The sequence below is a fragment of the Sorangium sp. So ce117 genome (genome assembly GCF_051524395.1).
In the GTDB taxonomy this organism is placed as follows: Bacteria; Myxococcota_A; Polyangia; order Polyangiales; family Polyangiaceae; genus Sorangium; species Sorangium cellulosum_B.
In genome coordinates this window covers 229,908-249,382 of record NZ_CP150309.1, presented here as the reverse complement: position 1 = coordinate 249,382, position 19,475 = coordinate 229,908, and the positions used below count along the sequence as shown (strand labels likewise).

Annotated in this window: 20 protein-coding genes; 6 read left to right on the top strand and 14 right to left on the bottom strand. The window is 70.0% G+C overall.

What is annotated here, in order from left to right:
* Positions 1–11 precede the first annotated feature (11 nt).
* Entirely contained in the window at positions 12–419 is a 408-nt protein-coding gene (locus WMF46_RS01020; RefSeq protein ID WP_437983877.1) for a cupin domain-containing protein, read from the top strand.
* A 177-nt stretch (positions 420–596) separates the two neighbouring features.
* Positions 597–1,145: a hypothetical protein gene (locus WMF46_RS01015; protein WP_437983876.1), complete on the top strand. Its 549-nt coding sequence runs from the start codon at positions 597–599 to the stop codon at positions 1,143–1,145.
* A 93-nt stretch (positions 1,146–1,238) separates the two neighbouring features.
* Here WMF46_RS01015 and WMF46_RS01010 read toward each other — a convergent pair whose 3' ends face one another.
* The 8 genes from WMF46_RS01010 to WMF46_RS00975 all read right to left on the bottom strand — a co-directional run bounded on the left by WMF46_RS01010 (position 1,239) and on the right by WMF46_RS00975 (position 10,403).
* Positions 1,239–2,513, bottom strand: coding sequence for a hypothetical protein (locus WMF46_RS01010; protein WP_437983875.1), 1,275 nt, complete (start codon positions 2,511–2,513; stop codon positions 1,239–1,241).
* Between the two features lie 35 nt (positions 2,514–2,548).
* Positions 2,549–3,187 (bottom strand): peroxiredoxin, encoded by a 639-nt coding sequence (locus tag WMF46_RS01005; protein WP_272097229.1) that lies wholly within the window; start codon positions 3,185–3,187, stop codon positions 2,549–2,551.
* A gap of 156 nt (positions 3,188–3,343) precedes the next feature.
* The gene (locus tag WMF46_RS01000) at positions 3,344–4,666 is read right to left on the bottom strand and encodes a S41 family peptidase (protein WP_437983874.1); all 1,323 of its coding nucleotides are present in this window, start codon (positions 4,664–4,666) and stop codon (positions 3,344–3,346) included.
* A gap of 342 nt (positions 4,667–5,008) precedes the next feature.
* Positions 5,009–6,361 carry an LLM class flavin-dependent oxidoreductase gene (locus WMF46_RS00995; protein ID WP_437983873.1) on the bottom strand — a complete coding sequence of 451 codons (1,353 nt, stop codon included), beginning with the start codon at positions 6,359–6,361 and terminating at the stop codon, positions 5,009–5,011.
* Positions 6,358–7,146, bottom strand: coding sequence for an ABC transporter ATP-binding protein (locus WMF46_RS00990; RefSeq protein ID WP_437983872.1), 789 nt, complete (start codon positions 7,144–7,146; stop codon positions 6,358–6,360). Before WMF46_RS00990 ends, WMF46_RS00995 begins: the two co-directional genes overlap by 4 nt.
* Positions 7,122–8,030: an ABC transporter permease gene (locus tag WMF46_RS00985; protein ID WP_437983871.1), complete on the bottom strand. Its 909-nt coding sequence runs from the start codon at positions 8,028–8,030 to the stop codon at positions 7,122–7,124. The genes WMF46_RS00990 and WMF46_RS00985 overlap by 25 nt, the downstream gene beginning before the upstream one ends.
* The gene (locus WMF46_RS00980) at positions 8,027–8,938 is read right to left on the bottom strand and encodes an ABC transporter substrate-binding protein (protein ID WP_437983870.1); all 912 of its coding nucleotides are present in this window, start codon (positions 8,936–8,938) and stop codon (positions 8,027–8,029) included. The genes WMF46_RS00985 and WMF46_RS00980 overlap by 4 nt, the downstream gene beginning before the upstream one ends.
* 544 nt (positions 8,939–9,482) lie before the next feature.
* Positions 9,483–10,403, bottom strand: coding sequence for a LysR family transcriptional regulator (locus WMF46_RS00975; RefSeq protein ID WP_437548694.1), 921 nt, complete (start codon positions 10,401–10,403; stop codon positions 9,483–9,485).
* Positions 10,404–10,637: 234 nt separating this feature from the next.
* Between WMF46_RS00975 and WMF46_RS00970 the strand changes: the two genes are divergently transcribed.
* Complete coding sequence (locus WMF46_RS00970; RefSeq protein WP_437983869.1) at positions 10,638–11,438, top strand: dioxygenase family protein; 801 nt, start codon at positions 10,638–10,640, stop codon at positions 11,436–11,438.
* A gap of 21 nt (positions 11,439–11,459) precedes the next feature.
* The gene (locus WMF46_RS00965; RefSeq protein ID WP_437983868.1) at positions 11,460–12,119 is read left to right on the top strand and encodes a YceI family protein; all 660 of its coding nucleotides are present in this window, start codon (positions 11,460–11,462) and stop codon (positions 12,117–12,119) included.
* A 155-nt stretch (positions 12,120–12,274) separates the two neighbouring features.
* On the opposite strand, the gene WMF46_RS00960 is transcribed toward WMF46_RS00965, so the two are convergent.
* From WMF46_RS00960 to WMF46_RS00935, 6 genes are all read right to left on the bottom strand, one after another.
* On the bottom strand, positions 12,275–13,234 hold the full coding sequence (locus WMF46_RS00960) for a protein phosphatase 2C domain-containing protein (RefSeq protein ID WP_437983867.1): 960 nt from the start codon (positions 13,232–13,234) through the stop codon (positions 12,275–12,277).
* Positions 13,235–13,256: 22 nt separating this feature from the next.
* Positions 13,257–13,631: a hypothetical protein gene (locus tag WMF46_RS00955; RefSeq protein ID WP_437983866.1), complete on the bottom strand. Its 375-nt coding sequence runs from the start codon at positions 13,629–13,631 to the stop codon at positions 13,257–13,259.
* Between the two features lie 73 nt (positions 13,632–13,704).
* A complete protein-coding gene (locus tag WMF46_RS00950) occupies positions 13,705–14,103 on the bottom strand; it encodes a ClpX C4-type zinc finger protein (RefSeq protein ID WP_437983865.1) in 399 nt (132 codons plus the stop codon).
* A gap of 12 nt (positions 14,104–14,115) precedes the next feature.
* Positions 14,116–14,664: a hypothetical protein gene (locus WMF46_RS00945; RefSeq protein ID WP_437983864.1), complete on the bottom strand. Its 549-nt coding sequence runs from the start codon at positions 14,662–14,664 to the stop codon at positions 14,116–14,118.
* Between the two features lie 381 nt (positions 14,665–15,045).
* Entirely contained in the window at positions 15,046–15,780 is a 735-nt protein-coding gene (locus tag WMF46_RS00940; RefSeq protein WP_437983863.1) for a hypothetical protein, read from the bottom strand.
* A gap of 84 nt (positions 15,781–15,864) precedes the next feature.
* Positions 15,865–16,329 (bottom strand): GNAT family N-acetyltransferase, encoded by a 465-nt coding sequence (locus tag WMF46_RS00935; protein ID WP_437983862.1) that lies wholly within the window; start codon positions 16,327–16,329, stop codon positions 15,865–15,867.
* A 205-nt stretch (positions 16,330–16,534) separates the two neighbouring features.
* Between WMF46_RS00935 and WMF46_RS00930 the strand changes: the two genes are divergently transcribed.
* Together WMF46_RS00930 and WMF46_RS00925 are read left to right on the top strand one after the other, a co-directional pair.
* A complete protein-coding gene (locus WMF46_RS00930; protein ID WP_437983861.1) occupies positions 16,535–17,797 on the top strand; it encodes an alpha/beta hydrolase family protein in 1,263 nt (420 codons plus the stop codon).
* Between the two features lie 208 nt (positions 17,798–18,005).
* Complete coding sequence (locus WMF46_RS00925) at positions 18,006–19,430, top strand: M20 family metallopeptidase (protein WP_437983860.1); 1,425 nt, start codon at positions 18,006–18,008, stop codon at positions 19,428–19,430.
* Positions 19,431–19,475 lie beyond the last annotated feature (45 nt).

The window sequence follows — 19,475 nt, the reverse complement described above, 5'->3', positions numbered from 1 at the left end:
AGGATCAAGCCATGACTGTCCTGAACATCGCCTCGATCGAGAAGCTCAGCCTGCCCGGGCTCGCCCACCAGACCCTCGCCGGCCCTCGCGACGGCCTCCGGACGCTCGAGGTGTGGATGCAGACCATTGCGCCGGGCGCGCAAACGCCGCGTCACCGGCACGCATGTGAGGAGGTGATCGTCGTCCTCCGCGGCTCCGGGACATGCGAGATCGATGGAGTGGCCCTCACGTTCGGCCCGGGCTCGACGCTCATCGTGCCGGCGGGCGTCCCTCACCAGATCGCGAACACGGGAGAGGAAGAGATGCACGCCGTCGCCGCGCTCGGCGCAGCGCCGGTCACCGTGGAGACGCCTGCCGGCGAGCGCATCGAGCTGCCGTGGGATCAGCACCGCTTCGCTCGCGAGAAGTGCGAGGTCTGACATTCATGTCGCTGCGCAGGCTGAGCCAGGCCGCACGCCGCGTTCCGGCGAGCTCGCCTGCCTCGCGCAACCGGGCGGGCGTGCAGTCTTGTTCTGCCCGGCCGCGGGACGCTGCCTGCACCGGAGCCACACGCGGCGTCCTGGCTCGTGGCACAGCGATTGCCGTCTGGCGCCGACATGAAACCGAACACGCTCTTCAAGGTCCTTGCGCTGGTCGCTAGCTTTCCGTTCGCCGCCGGCTGCGCTCTCGGCTCCGAGGAGGAGGCGGCGCCTGAGCAACAGTCGCTCGGCGCTTCGTCCGAGGCCGAGGGGATCTGGCTCTCCACGAAATACTCCTTCGGGTTCTGCGCCGGCGAGTGCATCACGACGGTGTCCCGCGACGGCGTCGATCTCTCGCTCACGGCCTGCACGCGCAACCAGGGCTGTCCCCGCTCGAACCTGGCGACGCTGACGGAGGAAGGCGCGCGAAAGCTCGACGAGATCGAGGACGCGCTCTCGGGCGTCGCCCTCGACGGCCGCTACGGCTGCCCCGACTGCGCCGACGGCGGCGCAACGTCCGTACGCCTGCGCCGCGGTGGTCTCGAGACGTCGCACCTCTACGAGTACGCCGAAGCGCCTGCGCCTCTGTCGGCGCTCGATCACCTGGTGGCCGACCTCCGGCTCGGCCTGGACTCCTGCACACCGGGACCGCTCCTGAAGCTCTCGCCGGCGTGCACGCCCAAGTGAACGCGCTCGACCGGAGGCTCCGGGTCGGCTCGTCCGGGTGAGACCGCCGCCGCCGGAGCCGCGCCCGGCCAGCGCCGCCCACCGGAGCGGGCGCTACCCGTCGTCCGGCAGGTAGAGCTTCACGTCGTCGAACTCGGCGGTGCCCTCGTAATAGTTGATGTGCGGATCACCGAAGAAGAAGTGATCCGGGTAGGCCGACCCCGCCGGCCAGGTCTCGAAGGTCTTGCCGAAATCGACCGTCTCGTTGTGACCGTGCGCCTCGAGCTCGTCGGGGCGCTGGTTGTAGTGCCACGTCACCGGCGGCTCGCGGAAATCCCTCCGCGCGGCGTACGTCGTGCGGCCGCCGTGGTGGAACCTGCCCGCCGCGGACATCGCATAACCCCGGCCGTCGCGCTCGACGGTGAACACGTAAGCCTCCCTGTCGAGGTACTTGTCCACGAAGATGGGGCCGTCCTTCCACCCGCCCGCGGTGTACGACGTGAGCCTATTTCCGGTCCACGGGCTCCCGAACGCGTCGCCGCGGAGCCAGATCATGCCCACATAACGTGATCCGTCCTGCTCGGCGCGGCCGGTAGAGGGGTTCCAGACCTGCGACCAGGGGCCGTCTTCGCCGAAGTTGCTGTCGGTGTCCATCACGACCTTCCGGTGGTGATGGATGAAGACGTTGTTGTGAGGGGCCGGCCGCGGATGATCGGTGATGCAGAGAAAATAAACACCGTTACCGAAGACCGCCGACTGCGGTGCGGTGCTGCGATCGCTGAACCGCCACGGGTCGGCCAGCTCGTCCCCGTCGTAGCCGTTGGTCTTGCCCCCGTGCGTCCAGCTGCCCTCGCGCAGGCCGCCGAAGTCGATGTTCGAGACGGTCACCTCCACGCGGTAGCGTGCGGGCAGCGGCGCGGTCGAGCGGAGGATCGCGCCGTCGTAATGGCGGGTGGAGACGAGCCTCGCCTTGCCGCCTGTCGCCTCGAAGCGGCCGCCTGTCTCGGGGACGCCGTCGCGGTCGCTGTCGCGGCCATACAGCTCGACCGTGAGCCAGCCGCCCTCGCCATAGGTGAAGGACTTCCGGAACGATCGGAACCTCCGCAGGCCTTCCCGGAACACCTCGCCGCCCCGCACGGAGAAGAACTCACCATCTTCGTCGAAGACATCGACGTGATAGGGGCTCTCGTCGCCATACCGATCCTCGGTCCACGCGGCGGGCTCCTGGAACGGCGCATCGAAGGTCTCGTGGTGGACGAGCTTCCAGCCGGCGCCGGCGGCCCGCGCCGCGGGCTTCGACCCGCCGCCGCTCGCCCCGAGCGCCTCGGGCGCGGGAGCGCGCGAGCACGCCGCCGGCAACACCAGGGCGAGCGCGGCGAGGCGTCGCATCGACGCCCCGCGCGCGCCAGCGGCGCCACGCCGCATCAGCGGTTGGGCTGCGGGGTGAGGCGCAGGTACGGGCGGACGGCGTTGTACCCCTTGGGGAACTTCTGCGCGAGGACGGCGGGGTCCTGGAGCGAGGGGACGATCACCACCTCATCGCCGTCCTTCCAGTTCGCGGGCGTCGCCACGGAGTGGCTGTCCGTGAGCTGGAGCGAGTCGATGAGGCGCAAGATCTCGTCGAAGTTGCGCCCCGTGCTCGCCGGGTACGTGAACGTCGCGCGGATCTTCTTGTTCGGATCGATGACGAACACCGAGCGCACCGTGAGCGTGTCGCTCGCCTGCGGGTGGATCATCCCGTAAAGGCCCGACACCTTCCGGTCCACGTCGGCGAGGATCGGGTAGTTCAGCTTCGTTCGCTGCGTCTCCTCGATATCCACCGACCAGCGCTTGTGCGAGTCGACGTCGTCGACGCTGAGCGCGATGGGCTTCACGCCGCGCTTGTCGAACTCCGCCTTGAGGTTGGCGACCGCGCCGAGCTCGGTCGTGCACACCGGGGTGAAATCCTTCGGGTGGGAGAACAGGATCACCCACGAGCTCCCGGCCCACTCGTGGAATCGGATGGTCCCGTGCGTGGACTCTTGCTCGAAATCAGGCGCGATGCTTCCGAGTTGCAGGCTCATGACATTCCCTCCTGGCCGCGGCCCAGTCTCCGCTATGGCGGAGGAATCTCCGTCAGGCCGCTCAGGGTGTCAAGCCGGGAGCGGCGGTGTTTCGCGCCGGGACGCCGCCGGCGCGCTCGACCGCGCCGCGCCGCGCCTGGCCGGCACGGCCGCGCCTCAGAGCGCGCCGACCTCGCGGCGGAGGCCGCGCCACGGGATCTCCCGCGGCCGCGAGGCGCGGCGCTCGCTCGCCCCGTCCGGCTGCGCCGCGGTCGAGCACTCGCCGTGCTCCAGCAGGTGCAGGGCCTCGGCGAGGCACGTCTCGCCCGCGTCGCCGAGCTCTGCGCCGAGCGTGTCGTCGGCGGCGCAGTCGGGGGGGAGGCCATCGTAGAAATCGCCCTCTTCCTTGGCGTTGAGCACGCGGAACGCGATCGGGTGCACGACCATGTCGCAGTTGTCCCATCCGTACATGCCGACGGGTTTGCCGTGCGTGGTCGAGCCGACGATCTTCACGTCCATGTAGGCGCGCAGGCTGTTGATCAGCGACTCGCTCGCGGAGGCCGTCCCGCCGGACGTGATGACGACCAGCCGGGACAGGGTGAGCGGCGGCTGGTCGAGGTCGTCGAACGTCTCCCGCTTGTCCCAGTCGACGTGCCTGTCGTTGTGCGCGGTGATGTCGAGCAGCGCGCCGGCCTCCGCCGGACGGTGGATCAGGCTCGCGAGGTGCCTCTCGACGGAGAGGCGCCCACCGCCGTTGTAGCGCAGGTCGAGCACCAGCTCGTCGACCTGGCTCTCCCTGAACAGGGCGAAGGCGCTGTCGAGCTCGCTCACCGAAGGCTCGATGAAGGTGGTGAGCATGAGATATCCGACGGTCGCGGACCCTGTTTGCAGGACACGCGGGCTCACGACCGTGGTGATGCCATACCACGCCTTCCGGAGCGCGACCGTGAAGGCCTCGGCGTCCGCGCGCTCGACCGTCAGCGACATCTCGTACCCTTCCTCGTCGGGGCCCGCGAGTTCCGCCCAGAGGTCGTCGCTCACGACCTGCTCGACGTCGATCCCGTTGATCGCCACCACCGCGTCGCCCCGCCGGAGGCCGGCCTCTCCGGCAGGCGAGCCCGGCTGGACAAGCGCGAGCCGGAGGCTGTCCTCCTGGTCGAAGCTCCACCGCATGCCGAACCCGAGGGTCTGCCCTTCCCGGAAGAAGGCGTCGTCGACGCTCTTGGTCGAGATGTAGCTCCAGCGGTCTCGCGGCTCGGTGACGAGATCCACGAGCAGCGCCTCGGGCGAGGGGTACGCCCGGTAGTCCAGGTCGGGTACGCCGTCGTACCAGAGATAGGCGTCCTTCATCAGCTCGAACAGGAACTGGTTCTGTCCCTGCAGCGAGCAGTCTGCCTTTGGCTCCGCGTCACCGTCCGAGGCGGTGCAGCCTCCCGTCGCGGCGGCGGCCAGCGCGAGGGTGCATGCGGAGAGGACCGCGACGAGCTTCGAGGCGACCATGCGCCTCAGCACACCACGAAACGGAAAGGGCGAGCAACTGGGTCGGGTTGGCGGTTCGACCCGACCGGGGTTGGGTTGGCCAGCAGCCCGAGCGGGGTTGCGGGTCGATCCCCGACCGAGGTTGGCCCCTGAAGGGGGTTGGATTGGCGGTTCGTCCCGACCGGGGTTGGGTTCACCGACCGGGGCGAGCCCCGACCGGGGTTGCGGCCAATTGTGGTCTATTTCACTCTGCACCTCGACCAGATCCCGACCGAGGTTGAGATTTGCCGAGGTTTGCGCGGTCCGTTTCCCGACCGAGGTTGAGGTCTATCTGACCGAGGTTGAGGTTCATTGTAATACAACTCACTCCGCCGCCGCGACCAGCTCCCGACCGGGGTTGAGGTTTGCCGGCCTCGGCAGCCCATAGTTATCCCGCAACGTCTTCCCCGCATATTCCGTCCGGAACAGCCCGCGCTTTTGCAGGATCGGGACCACGTGCTCGACGAACGCCTCGAGCCCCGACGGCAGCACCGGCGGCATCACGTTGAAGCCATCGGCCGCCCCCTGCTCCCACCAGTGCTGGATCGCGTCCGCCACCTGCTCGGGCGCGCCAGCGAACGTCCGGTGGCCGCGGCCGCCGCCCAGCCGCCCGATGAGCTGGCGCACCGTCAGCCGCTCCCGCCGCGCCAGGCTCACGATCAGCGTGTACCGGCTCTTCGCCCCCTCGATCTGATCCTCGCTCGGAAGATCCCGCGGCAGCTCCGCGTCGAGGTCGAGCTCCTCCGGCTTCACCCGCAGCGTCTGCGCGAGCTGGCGCTTCGCATACTCCGGCTTGATGAGCCGCTCGAGCTCGGCGTCGAGCGCGTGCGCCTCGGCCTCCGTGGTGCCGATGACCGGCACGATCCCCGGCAAGATCTTGATCGACCCCGGATCGCGCCCCAGCGCGCGCGCACGCCCCTTCAGATCGACATAGAACCGCTGCGCCTCCTCCAGCGTCTGCTGCGCCGTGAACACCGCCTCCGCGTACCGCGCCGCCAGCTCCTTGCCGTCGTCCGACGAGCCGGCCTGCACGAGCAGCGGATACCCCTGCGGCGAGCGAGGCACGTTGAGCGCCCCCTCGACCTTGAAGTACCGCCCCACGTGCCGCGGCGGGTAAATCTTGCGGTCATCGCCCCAGACGCCGTTCTCCTTGTCGCCGAGCGGCGCGTCGTCGCCCCAGCTGTCCCACAGCTTCAGCGACACATCGATGAACTCCGCCGCCCGCGCGTACCGGTCGCTGTGCGCCGGCAGCTCGTCCAGGTTGAAGTTGCGCGCCGCGTCCACGCCCGCCGTCGTGACGATGTTCCAGCCCGCCCGACCCCCGCTGAGGTGGTCCAGCGAGGCGAACCTCCGGGCCAGGTTGAACGGCTCGTTGTACGTCGTCGAGGCGGTCGCGATCAGCCCGATGTGCTCGGTCACCCCGGCGAGCGCCGCGAGCAGCACCGTCGGCTCGAGCGTCCCGGCAGGCCTGCGACCGACGTTGTTCCACAGCACCGGGCTGTCGGCGAGGAACACCGAGTCGAGCTTCCCCCGCTCCGCGATGCGGGCCAGGTTCTTGAAGTGCGCGACGCTCGTGTTCGCGAACGGATCGCTCTCCGGCAAGCGCCACGAGGCCTCGTGGTGGCCGACGCTCATGAGAAACGCGTTGAGATGCAGCTGTCCGGGTCGTTGGGTCACGGGGAACTCCGTTCCAGTTCAGGGTTCGCGTCAGGATCTCCGGCAGCGGCCGCGCCCGGCGCGACCCCCAGCGCCGAAAGCAGCGACTCGCGGTGGGCGAGGAACCGCGGATCGCGCAGCGGGCGCGGCGCCGGCAGATCGATCCGCCGCTCCTCGGCGATGCGGCCGCCCTCGAGCACAAGCACCCGATCGGCGAGCGCGATCGCCTCGTCGACGTCGTGGGTGACCAGCAGCACGGCCGGCCGGTGCCGCGCGCACAGCTCGCGCAGGAGGTCGTGCATGCGCGCGCGGGTCAGCGCGTCGAGCGCGCCGAACGGCTCGTCGGCCAGCACGAGCTCCGGATCGCGCACCAGCGACCGCGCCAGCGCCACCCGCTGCTGCTCGCCGCCGGACAGCTCGACGGGCCACGCGCGCTCCCGCCCGGCGAGCCCCACCTCCGCGAGCGCGTCCAGGCCGCGCTCCAGGGCCTGCGGGACATCGAGCCCGAGGATCACGTTGTCGAGCACCCGCGCCCACGGCAGGAGCCGCGTGTCCTGGAACACGACCGCCCGGTTGTCCGGCACGTTCAGCTCGCCCGAGCCGGTCACCTCGTCGTCCAGCTCGGCGATCGCCCGCAGCAGGGTGCTCTTGCCCGATCCGCTGCGGCCGAGCAGCGCGACGAACTCGCCCCGCTCGATCGTGAGGTCGATCCCGTCGAGCACCACGCGGGCGCCGAAGCGGCGGACCAGGCCGCGGATCCGCACCGCGGGCGGGGCCGCCGTCAGCCGGCCAGGATGCGGCGCCATGACAGGGCCTTTCGCTCGATGAGCCGCACGGCCGAGTCGGAGGCCAGGCCGAACAGCCCGTACACGACGAGGCCGAGGAGGATGATCTCCGTCTGCCCGTACGAGCGCGCCAGCGACATCATGTAGCCGATGCCGCTCGTCGCGTTGATCTGCTCGACCACCACGAGCGCCAGCCACGCGCCGGTCACCGCCAGCCGCAGGCCCATCAGGAAGCCCGGAAGCGCCCCCGGCAACGCCACCTTCCGGATGAACTGCCACCTCGTCAGGCGGACCGTCTCGGCCAGCTCCACGTAGCGCGCGTCGATGGTGCGCAGCGCCGCGTGGGTGTGGACGTAGACCGGGATGACGACGCCGAGGGCGATGGTGAGCACCTTCATCTGCTCGCCGATGCCGAACCAGAGGATCAGCAGCGGGATGAGCGCCAGCGTCGGGATCGCGCGCTTGATCTGCACCGGCCCGTCGAGCAGCGCCTCGCCGACGCGCGTCAGCCCGGCAAGGAGCGCCAGCACCGTGCCCAGGCCGGCCCCGAGCGCGAGCCCCAGGAAGGCCCGCTGCGCCGACGTGAGCAGGTTGGACAGGAGCCGCCCGTCGGCGATGAGCTCGTGGGCCGTGGTCACCACGGTCCACGGCGCGGAGAGCACGCGCGCGTCGAGCGCGCCCGTCGCCGAGGCGGCGGCCCAGAGCGCGAGCAGCAGCACCGGGCCGAGCGCGAGGCCGTACGGGATGCGCCGCCCCGGGCCCAGGCGGCGCCGCAAGCGGCGGCTGGACACGCGGCGGCCGGTCGGGGCGCCGGACGGCGGCGCGGAGACGTCCGCGCTCGCGGTGAGATCCGGGAAGCTGGCGAGGCGCGGCGAGGCGGCGCTCGTGGGCAGTGCGGTCGTCATGGAGTGCTCCTGTCGGCCGTCGCCGGCCGGTCCGTCGGTCCGGCGCCCTCGGCGGCGCCAGCCACCTCCGCTCCGATCGTCTGGAATCGAAGGTCGAAGATCGTCCTGGCCTCGAACCGCTTCTGGCCGGAGGCCTCGGCGAGCAGATCGGCGGTCTCCTGGGTCAGCGCGATCGCCTCGGACCAGTCGCGCGGATACTGCGGCTTGCCGGCGGCCTCGATAAGGAATCGCCCTTCCTTCGCCGAGAGGCCCTGATCCTTGACGTAATACGCCTCGATCCACGCCTCCGGGTGCGCGTAGGCCCACAGCTGGGCCCTGGCCCGCCACTTCGCGTAGTCGACCAGCGCGGCCGCCTTGTGAGCGTCCTTGAGCACCTCGGCGCGCACATGAAGGAAGCCGAGGTTGTCGCGGACGCCGTGCGCGATCGACGAGGCGCCCTCGGCGCGGTACTCGTTGAGATAACGCAGCAGGGTGACGCCGGACAGCGGCGCGACGTCGACCTGGCGGCTGGTGAGCGCCTCCTTGAACTCGGTGCTCCCGAGCTGGACGAGCGTCACGTCCTTCTGCGACAGCCCGGCCTTCTTCAGCACGCGCAGCACGAGCGCGCCCTGCGCCTGCCCCGGCGAATACGCGATCTTCTTGCCGCGGAGATCGTCGATGGACGCGACCTGCGCGCCCGGCGCGGTGGCCAGATCGTAGATGGGCTTCTCCCGGACCTGCACGGTGAGGATCTTCACGTCGACCCCCGTGAAGGTGGCGTGGATGGGCGGCGTGTCGCCGACCGCGCCCGCGTCGAGCACGCCGGCGCGGAACGCCTCGATGGTCTGCGGTCCTCCGCTGATGTTCTGCCAGTCGACGCGGAACGGCAGCCTGTCGATATCGCCGGAGAGCTGGAGTTGCTTCTGCACCGTCGGATCACCGATGCTGAGCCGCGTCTCGCGCGGGATCTCGGCCGGGATCGGGGCGTCCGGGGCCAGCGTGGCAGCGGCGCTCGCCTCACCGTCGCGCTTGCACCCGGACGAGGCAATCAGCGCAGGAAGCGCGGAGAGCGCCGCGAACGTCGCGAGTGAGCGAATTCTGTCGATGAACGAGCGCAGATGGACCTCGGTGCGCGGCTGGAAGCGGTGCCGTTTCGCGGATGCCCAGGCGCCGCCCCGCCCGCCGCCCAGCCGGCGAGGGAGAGGAGCGCTCGGGAGACGCCGAGATGGGCCTCGCGGAGCCGATGGCTCGCGGCCCGTCCTCGGGATCGTCTCGCCCTGACCAGCAACGCCCATGCCGCCGCGCCGCTCGCCCGTGGACGGCGCCGTCCAGCGTCCCGCGCCCGCCGTCGCGCCACGCTCGCCGGCCACGGGACGGCCGGGCCAAGGCCGCGTTGCTTCCCCAGCAACAGCCGGTGGTGATCCGCTGCTCCGGCGCGAGCACGGCCCGCCTCCCTCCGGCGGGGGCGGCCCGCTACCGCGCCGCGGCGGGGGCCTCGCGCCGCCCCTGGACGCCGAACGCGTCGAGCAGGTAGTCGCGGAAGGCGCGGATCTTGGACGGCAGGAAGCGCGTCCCCGGGTGGACGAGGTACAGGGAGGCGGCGCCGTGGATCGCGTAGTCCTTGAGCACGGGCACGAGCCGCTTCGCGTCGAGGTCGCCCCGCACGTTGATCGCGGGGACCAGCGCGATCCCGCCCCCGGCCAGCGCGACCTCGCGGCAGAACGAGAAATCGGAGGCCGAGATCGCCGCGCGCACCCGGAGCTCGGCGCGATCGCGGCCGTCGCGCGCCGAGAGCGCGATCGTCGCGTGCCCGCGCGCGGTCTGTGCGAGCAGCAGCCGGTGCCCCGCGAGGTCCTCCGGGCGGCGCACCGCCCCGTGCTTGCGGAGGTAGGAGGGCGCCGCGAACAGGCCGACCTCGATGTGCTGCAGCTTGTGGGCGATGAGCGACGAGTCCGGGAGGCTCGAGGTCGCGCGCAGGGCCACGTCGACCTGGTGGGCGTCGAAGTCGAGGAGCGCCTCGGTGAGCAGCAGCTCCAGCGAGATCTCGGGGAAGCGCTCCGCGAAGCCGGCCGAGAGCGGCGCCAGGATGCTCAGCCCGAGATCGAACGGCGCCGTCACGCGCAGGTGCCCGCGCGGCCTCGAGCGCGCCTGCTGCACCGCCACGTTCGCGTCCTCCAGCAGCTCGAGCGCCCGGCCGACGCGCATCCGGTAGGCGAGGCCGTCCTCGGTGGCCTGCACGAGCCGCGGGCTGCGGCGGAGCAGCTCCACCCCGAGCGCGTGCTCCAGGCGCGTGATGCGGCGGCTGACGCTGCCCTTCGTCTCGCCCAGCGTCCTCGCGGCCGCCGTGATCGATCCGAGGTCGACCACCAGGCAGAAGGCCCGCAAATCGCTCACATTCGCGTCGATCGTTTCCGTTTCTGCAACCTGGCGTTTCATTTCAGGGTCATTGTACCACTCCCGGAAACGACCTAGGGTGAACTCATCATGGATCGCCGGGCTGCATTAAGGCTCCTCCTTGCCGCGGGCGGGGCCGTACCGATCGCCGGCGCCTGCGGGCGCTCGACGTCGGCCGCGCCCGGCCCGGCTCCGGCGTCGAGCTCCACATCCACCGCGGCCGAGAGAGGTTCGATGTCCGACACCCAGCACAAGGCGCGCGAGGGGCGCATGCCGGCCCTGTTCCTCGCGCACGGCTCTCCCTTCCTGCTCGACGATCGCGCGTGGGTCGCCGAGCTCGCCGCCTGGGCGCAGGCGGTGCCGCGCCCCACGGCGATCCTCATGATCTCGGCCCACTGGGTGGACGCGCCGGTCACGCTCGGCGCCACCGAGGCCGTGCCCCTCGTCTACGACTTCTACAACTTCCCCGAGAAGTACTATCAGGTGACGTACCCCGCGCCCGGCGCCCCCGCGCTCGCGCGGCGCGTCCGGGAGCTGCTCGGCCCGCTGGGGCCGGTCGCCGAGGCTCCTCGCCGCGGGCTCGACCACGGCGCCTATGTGCCGCTCGTCTGCATGTACCCGGGCGCGGACGTCCCGGTGCTCCAGATCTCTTTGCCGACGCTCTCTCCAGCTCCGCTCCTCGAGATGGGGCGAGCGCTCGCGCCGCTCCGCGACGAGGGGGTGTTGATCGTCGGCAGCGGTTTCTTGACCCATAACCTCCGCGCGGCAGACTGGCGCGGAGATGCGGTCGCGCAGCCCTGGGCCACGGAGTTCGACGCATGGTGCGCCGAGGTCCTCTCTCGCCGCGACGTGGGCGCGCTCATCGAGTACCGCGCCCGCGCGCCGGGCGTGCGGATGGCGCTCCCGACCCACGAGCATTTCGTGCCGGTCGTCGCCGCCATGGGGGCGTCGATCGACGTGAGCGAGCCGGTGCAGTTCCCCATCACGGGGCTCACCTATGGCTCGTTCACGAAACGTTCTGTGCAGTTTGGCTGACCAATAAGGAGATTGTCTCTCATGTTCACCGCTCGTTTCGCTCGCATCGCCCTCCCCGCCGCGCTCGTGCTCTCGCTCGCGGGGTGCGAAGATCCGACCAAGGACAAGCCCAAGGCGACCATCTCGACCGCCGTGCCCGCGCAGACCCAGGCCGCCGCCGCGCCCTCGGGCCCCGCCGAGACGCTGCCCCTCGACGTGGCCGCCTCGACCATCGGCTTCGTCGGCTCGAAGGTCACGGGCAAACACGAGGGCAAATTCGAGAAGATCTCGGGCTCGATCACGCTCGCCGGCGGCAAGGCCGCGGGCGGCAAGCTCACCGTCGAGGCCGACGCGTCGTCGGTGAAGACCGACGCCGAGAAGCTCGACGGCCACCTCAAGTCGCCGGACTTCTTCGACGTCGAGAAGTACCCGAAGGCGACGTTCACCTCGACCGAGATCAAGGCAGGCGGCGAGAAGGGCGCGACGCACACCATCACCGGCGAGCTCGATCTGCACGGCGTGAAGAAGACGATCACCTTCCCGGCGACCATCACCGAGGGCGCCGATGCCGTCTCGGGCAGCGCGGAGTTCGTGATCAACCGCAAGGACTTCGGCATCGTCTACCCGGGCAAGCAGGACGACCTGATCCGCGACGACGTGCTGCTGAAGCTCTCGCTCAAGGCCCCCCGCAAGCAGGGCTGAGCGCCGGCCGGACAACCGGGCGCGCTGCCCGTGGACACCGCGCTCCGACGACGCAGGTGCCATGGCGACGCGCCGGCGTGCGAAACGCCGAGCAATGACAGGGTGCCCCTCCGCTCAGCTACCGCGATTCTTCCGCGCAGTGAAGCGGCGCCAGGTTAGCCGACGCGCTCGCCGAGCACCACCGCCACATCGTCCTGCAGGTTGCCGGATGGAAGAGTCACCGCCTGGATCAACGCCTCGACCGCTGTAGTCACGTCGCCTGTACGCGCAAGAGCGTTGATGGTCGCAAGCGACGTGTACTTCAGCAGGCCGTCGGTTGCGACCAGGAGGCGCCCCGAGAGCGGCTGATGGGGAATGATTGAGGGCCTGCACGCGCCGCTGCCGACAAGTGGCTTGCGGCGCTGCGCCCCCGTCAGCTCGATCAGCCCGTCGGGCGTGACGAGGAGCGCGCCCGAGTCCCCCACGCTGGCGCCCCAGAGCTCGCCTCGGCTAACCTGGACCACGACGAGCGTCGTCTCACCACATCTGGGCTCCGCTTCCAGCTCACGGTCGAGCTGGCTGAGGCGCTCGCACCAGCCGTCCGGGTCGAGCTCCGTCTCGGCGCCGAGCGCTACCAGCGCGCTCGTCGCCGAGCGGGCGGCGGCCGCGCCGCCCGACAGCCCCCCCGCCCCGTCGGCGACGGCCACGGTCCACCGATCGCCACGGCAGCTCAGTTCGAGACGATCCTCGTTCGCGCTACCTGCCACGCGGCGTGACCAGAAGCGCATCCAGCCAGAGGGAGGTTCGAGCCGCTCCCACTCGCCGCTGCCTTCCGAGAGCGTGATCTCTATCGCGTGCACAACGTTGTCCCGGAACCAGAGGGCTGCGCCCTCGCCGAGGCCACATTTCGAGCAGCCGCTTTCGACGAGCCCGGGGACAGTGACGAGCCCGCCCACGTTCTCTCCATCATCGCTGAGCGGCGCCGGGCGCCCCGGCGGATCGAACCAACAAATTCGGTCACCGAGCCTGTACTCATGAAGCCGGCAGTAGCCGTACTTGTACTGGACGCGCCACTCCTGGAAATGTCCACAGCTGGGGCAGTCCGCTCGGGCGATGACGATGTCGAATAGTCCCATGACGCTTAGTTTGGCTAACTAATCACGGATGTCTCTGCACCAGCATCGCCGTGTGCGCGAAGGAAACCAGCGCCAGCGCGAACAGGTGCACGATGCCAAAGCGCTCCAGATTCCCATCGAGCCCGCCGTAGGCCCTCCGGACCACGAAGAGGGCGACCGCTGCTACCACGTAGACGCCTCCCAGGAGACTGGCCGGGATTCGCAGGAGAGACCCGGCGCCGAACACGGTGAGAGCGAGGCCGGACAGCAGGAGGACGCTGAGCCAGGGATCGCGCCCGCGGCTGAGCTGGATCGCGGGCACGGAGTAGATCCCGCCGAACAGGATCCCGATGAACGGCACCGCCAGGCACAGGAGGAGCGCTTCCCGCGCGCGGCGACCAGGGGTCGGGGAGGTCATGGGTCGGGCAACGTCAACCATCTACGGCGAGCAGCTATTCCGAGGCCTCGGCGCGCAGTCCTGGCGGATCGGTTCACCGAGATTCCTCGCGGAGGATCTCCATGCAGAGGCGCACGCAGGGACTGCAGATGTTGATCCGGCCGCCCCCTAACAGCGCGGGCACATCGACCAGCGAACGCTTGCAGAACGAGCACGCAAGATACGGGTCCCGGTAGCTGAGCCCGGTCCCCGTCTTGCTCGGCTCGCCGTCCTCCCAGAATCGCCACCAGGGGCGCCATCCGAGGACGTTGCGGCGGCGAAGACGGCGGGCACATTCCTGAACGCAAGCGCTGCAAATGCTGACATCCTCGGCAGCGATGAGGCGCTCGAGAACGGCCACCTCGCGCCGGCAGAACGAACACTGAGAACGCGCATCAGCAACGCCGTCGCTGGCTGCCACTCTGCCCGACAGTTCGATCCAGATACCCGACATGCCAGTAAGCTCTCACGACCACTCGAGCTGCAACCTGTCATCATAGGGCCACAGATCATCGTGCGGCTTCATCGTGAAGATGAAACAGCGGTTGGTGAGCAGCTCGACGCGCTCCTCCCGCGTCAGGCCATCGTCATCTTCGGCCGTTGACTCCAGCGCGCCTAGATCGCGCTTGCCGTCGACGTTGTAGCACAATGTTTGGCCCGATCGATAGTCCCTGCGGAAGGCGGTACGCCACTGCGAGTTGCTGCCCCAGCCATGGGACAGGTCCTGCACGGGGCGGTTCTTCCGCCGGTACGTCCAGTACATGGTAGATGATTCGGCGATGTCCTTGCGGATGATCTCGCTGCCGCCGCGCACGCGCGCTCCGGCCCGAGAGAAGAGCAGGTCGCCGAGCATCAGGCACGGCCAGGCGTAACTTGCGATCGACACCGGCTGACGGCGGTCATCGGCGTACTCGACCTCGACGATCTCATGATAGAACGGCGAGAACGAGGACGTCTCGGCGATGGTGAGCCCCAGCGCCTCCGCGAACGCGACATACTCGGCCCGCGAGATCAAGGGCCCCGGCCAATCCGATCCGTCCGCCGTCCCACGCTGAAACCGCAACAGCAATGTATCGTTGACGCGACTCAAGGCATACAGCCGCCACAGGTCCTCGACGTCCGCGGACGGAACGGGGCTTCCGCGCCGGGAAGCGAAGGCGCGGAGCCAGATCCGCTCGTCGGCGTTCGCCTTGAGCCAGGGCGCGAGTACATCCGGATAGAGCGATCCCTCGTCGTACTCGAGGAGCGAGTCGTAGAGCTCACGGTAGCATGCTTGTGCGCTGTGCATTGCGTTCCCCGATGCCCGTGGCGATACTGTCGTTCAGCTGCGGGTGCCAGGCCGAGCGTGGCGAGGGAGGGCGTCATCCGCGACGGCTGGTTGGCAGCGTCACCGGCCTCACGTAGGCGCCTGTTCTCGCGGGCCAAATACTTCGTCTATGCGGGCCTGGAGTAGCCTCTTGGCGTCGTCACGAAGCGGCTCACCATGTGCGCTGATGAGATGGCGAAACGGCAGATCCGCCAAGCGGCCAAAATCTGAGATATCGGGGGTACACGCCTCTCGCCAGGTCGCGGGGATGTTCGCCGCACCGATCAACCCTTGAGCGAGGAACAGCGCGCCGGTCTCATCGGAAAAGAAGGGATCGACGTGTGACCAGTTCTGGACGGCATCACACGTAATGAGGATTCCGCCCTCCCGCGGGAGCAAAACGGCGGCTTCAGGGAACCGCGCCGTCGTGAACTCGAATACGATGCCTCCGTGAGCCGGAAACGGGCCCCCTGCCGCGAGCGCTCGGTCGGCAGGTCGGCCGTCGGCCGCCGCTGCCTCGGGGAGCGCCCACAGGGCGGCGCCGTAACGATCGCGATAGAAGGGATCATCTCGGCCGTGGAATGCGCCGAGCCGCACGAGGTGGCGGACCTGGCCGAGGGCGTCGAGCTGGCGCAGCCCTTCCTCGGTCAGTCGCACGGTGTTCACGAGCGTGAGCTCTCCGTCCTGTCGGAGCACGGTCATCGTGCGGCTCGTCTGGAGATCGATCCCGGCGTGGTGAGTCCTGTTCGTACCCACGACGTAAAAGACCTCTGGGAATGCGTCCTGTACCTCGCCATGCGGCCATGCGGGGCTGTGTTCGAGCATCTGGAAGGCTCCTGCGAATGATCTGGCGCTCAGCGGGGCGCGAAGCGCTGCCCGATGGAACACCTTGTTGAACTGCGTCTTCGGTCAGGGGGTCAGCTCCCTGGTCATCATGATCCGCGGCGAGACGTTGAACCCCTGCCCCTCATACAAAGCGATCGCTCGCTGATTGTCCGGTCGCACCATGAGATGGACGGCGTTCACGCTGCGCTCCCGCAGGTGTTGTACGGTCGATTCCAGCAGGGTCCGCCCGAGGCCCCGCCGTCGGGACCCAGGCTCCACGAAGATCTCTGTCACGAAGGCATCACGCCCCGCGAACTCGAGATCATACCCGAACGTGGCCAGGCTATAACCGACGAGGGGGCGACGCGCGCCGACACGCGCAACCAGGATCAGCCCGAGGTCCTTGTCGTTGAGCACACGGTGCAGAGCGGGAATCATGGCCTCGGGCCTCCAGGGAATGCCCTCGGCCTCGTTGAAGGCGACCATCAACGGAAGGATGTCGTGCGCGTCTTCACTCCTGGCGAGCGCTATTTCTTCGAGCTCTTCCATGTTCGTTCACCCGCTCCGCTGTCTTGGTCCGCAGGGCGCCGCGCCTCGGCCGCGCCACGCCTCCAGAACTGCCCGCACGTAACCGATACTACAGGGGTCTGCGGCTTCTGTCAGGCCGAGCCTTGCATCTGCCGAGCGCGGTCCTTCCGCGCCACGATCGTGCTCGCCGCGCCGGTCTCGGCCAGGGCGTGAGAACGATGCGCGCATGCTCCACAGCGACGTCTCTCGACATGCCCTCTGCCTGCTCGCAGCCTTCTCCGCCTCCACGCTCGTCGCCGGCTGCGCCGATGACGAGGCCTTGCCTCCGCACGAGGGCGAGCCGGCCTGCACCGGCTGGGGCGACGAGGCGCCCGCCGACGGCGTCCTCGAGCTGCCCCGCCCGACCGGCCCGCACCCGGTCGGCACGCAGATCCGCGCCCTCACCGACAGCGCGCGTGGAGAAGAGGCGACGGAAGATCCCGACGACCGCCGGGAGCTCATGGTGCAGCTCTTCTACCCGGCCGATCCCTGCGGCACAGGGCAGCTCGCGCCGTACCTGTCGCCGGAGGAAGGTGACAGCCGGCGCACGACCGGCGGCCTCCCGGCCGAGGACGGCTTCGAGGCGCGCATCCTCACGCACGCGCGCATGGGCGTGCCGGTCGCCGAGGACGGCGCGCCGCACCCGGTGCTCCTCTTCTCGCACGGGTTCGGGATGCTCCGCGCCGACTACACGAGCCTCCTCGAGGACCTGGCGAGCCACGGGTTCGTTGTGGCCGCCATCAGCCACACCTACGACAGCGAGCTCACGGTGTTCCCCGACGGCCGCGCCGTGCCCTTCGGCTCGGTCGTCCTGACGCCGGCGATGGACGCGCCTCCGGAGGAGATCGAGGCCTTCACTCAGGCGATGGGCGAGCACGTCGCGGTCTGGGCCGACGACGCGCTCTTCGTGCTCGACGAGCTCACGGCCGCCGCGCAGGACGACCCGGGCGGCCTGCTCACGGGCCGGCTCGACCTCGATCGGCTCGGCGTGCTCGGCCACTCCTACGGCGGCGCGATGGCCGCCGAGGTATGCGCCCGCGACGACCGCTTCGACGCCGGCCTCGACATCGACGGCAGGCTCTTCGGGCCGCAGGACGGCGCCGGCGGCAGGGGCCTCGCGCAGCCCTTCTTCATCATGCTCGCGGCGGACCACCCCGACGATCCGAGCATCGACGAGACCTACAACGCGCTGAACGGCCAAGGCTACCGGGCGCGGGTCGAAGACGCCGCCCACCTCACGTTCTCGGACCTGCCGATCGTCGTCGAGCACTTCCTCGGCGAAGGCGTCCTCCCGGAGCTGCTCGGCACGCTCGATCCGGCCCGCGCGGTCGAGATCACGAACGCGTACACGCGCGCCTTCGTCCAGGCGCACGTGCGCGGCGAAGCGGCCCCGCTGCTCGACGGTCCCTCACCGGAGTACCCGGAAGTGACCTTCGAAAAGCGGCCCTGACGCCGAAAGAGCCTGCTGAGCCCGCCCGTCCACGCGCCGCGCCCGCCCGTCGCGGCCCCGCGCCCGCTCGCCGGCCCCGCGCTCCTCGCCTGGGCGCTCTGGAACGTCGAAGATGTCAACCCCCCATGTCCGCGGTACACCCACGTCGTGGGCGCTGTAGAGTCGAGCCCCGGAGATCGCCGCCGTCCTCAAGCCCCTGGAGAGGTTCATGCTGACGAAGCTCAACGAGCGTGAAGCCGTCGCGTCTTGCGAGCGCTGCTGGGAGCAGGAGATCGTCCCCGCGCTGCACGACTACATCCGCATCCCCAACAAGTCGCCCGCCTTCGACCCTGCCTGGCGCGAGAACGGCCACATGGACAGGGCGGCGTCGCTCATCGCGGCCTGGTGCGAGGCGCAGCCGATCCCCGGGCTCACGGTGGAGGTGGTGCGCATCGGGAACCGCACGCCGGTGATCCTGATGGAGGTGCCGGGCACGCGCGACGACACGGTGCTCCTCTACGGGCACCTCGACAAGCAGCCCGAGATGACGGGGTGGCGCGAGGGGCTCGGCCCCTGGGAGCCCGTGCGCGAGGGCGACAAGCTCTATGGCCGCGGCGGCGCCGACGACGGCTACTCGGCCTTCGCGTCGCTCGCGGCGCTGCGCCTCCTGCACGAGCAGGGGATCCCGCACGCGCGCTGCGTGATCCTCATCGAGGGCTGCGAGGAGAGCGGCAGCCCGGACCTGCCGGCCTACATCGACGCGCTCGCGGGGCGCATCGGCAAGCCGAGCCTCGTCGTGTGCCTCGACTCCGGCTGCGGCAACTACGACCAGCTCTGGACCACGACGTCGCTCCGCGGGCTGCTCCAGGGCACGCTCGACGTGAACATCCTGCGCGAGGGCGTCCACTCGGGCGTGGGCAGCGGCGTGGTGCCCTCGAGCTTCCGGATCCTGCGGCAGCTCCTGTCGCGCATCGAGGACGAGCGGACCGGGCGCGTCCTCGTGGACGCGCTGCACGTGCAGATCCCGGAGGAGCGCGCAACGCAGGCGCGGGCCGCGGCCGACGTGCTGGGCGAGTCGGTCGTGTGCGAGCTGCCGTGGGTGAAGGGCGCGTGCCCGGTGACCGGCGACACGGCGGAGCTCCTCCTGAACCGCACCTGGCGCCCCGCGCTCTCCGTGACGGGCGCCGACGGCCTGCCGCCCATCGCCAGCGCGGGCAACGTGCTGCGCCCGTTCACGAGGGCGAAGCTCTCGATGCGCCTGCCGCCGCGCCTCGACCCGAAGAAGGCGGCGGCGGCCCTGAAGGAGGCCCTGGAGAAGGACCCGCCCTACGGCGCGGAGGTCCGGTTCCACGTGAGCGAGCCGTCGTCCGGATGGGACGCGCCGGCGACGGCGCCCTGGCTCGAGGCTGCGGTGCGCAAGGCGTCGAAGACGTTCTTCGACCGGCCGGCGATGGGGATCGGCGAGGGCGGGACGATCCCGTTCATGGCGATGCTGGGAGAGAAGTTCCCGGAGGCGCAGTTCCTGATCACCGGCGTGCTCGGGCCGCAATCGAACGCGCACGGCCCGAACGAGTTCCTGCACCTCGGCATGGGGAAGAAGCTGACCTGCTGCGTGGCGAGCGTGATCGCGGACCACGGGACGCGGGCGCGCTGAGGGGCGCGGCGGCGCGCTTCGCAGACGCGCGCGTCCACGGCGGGG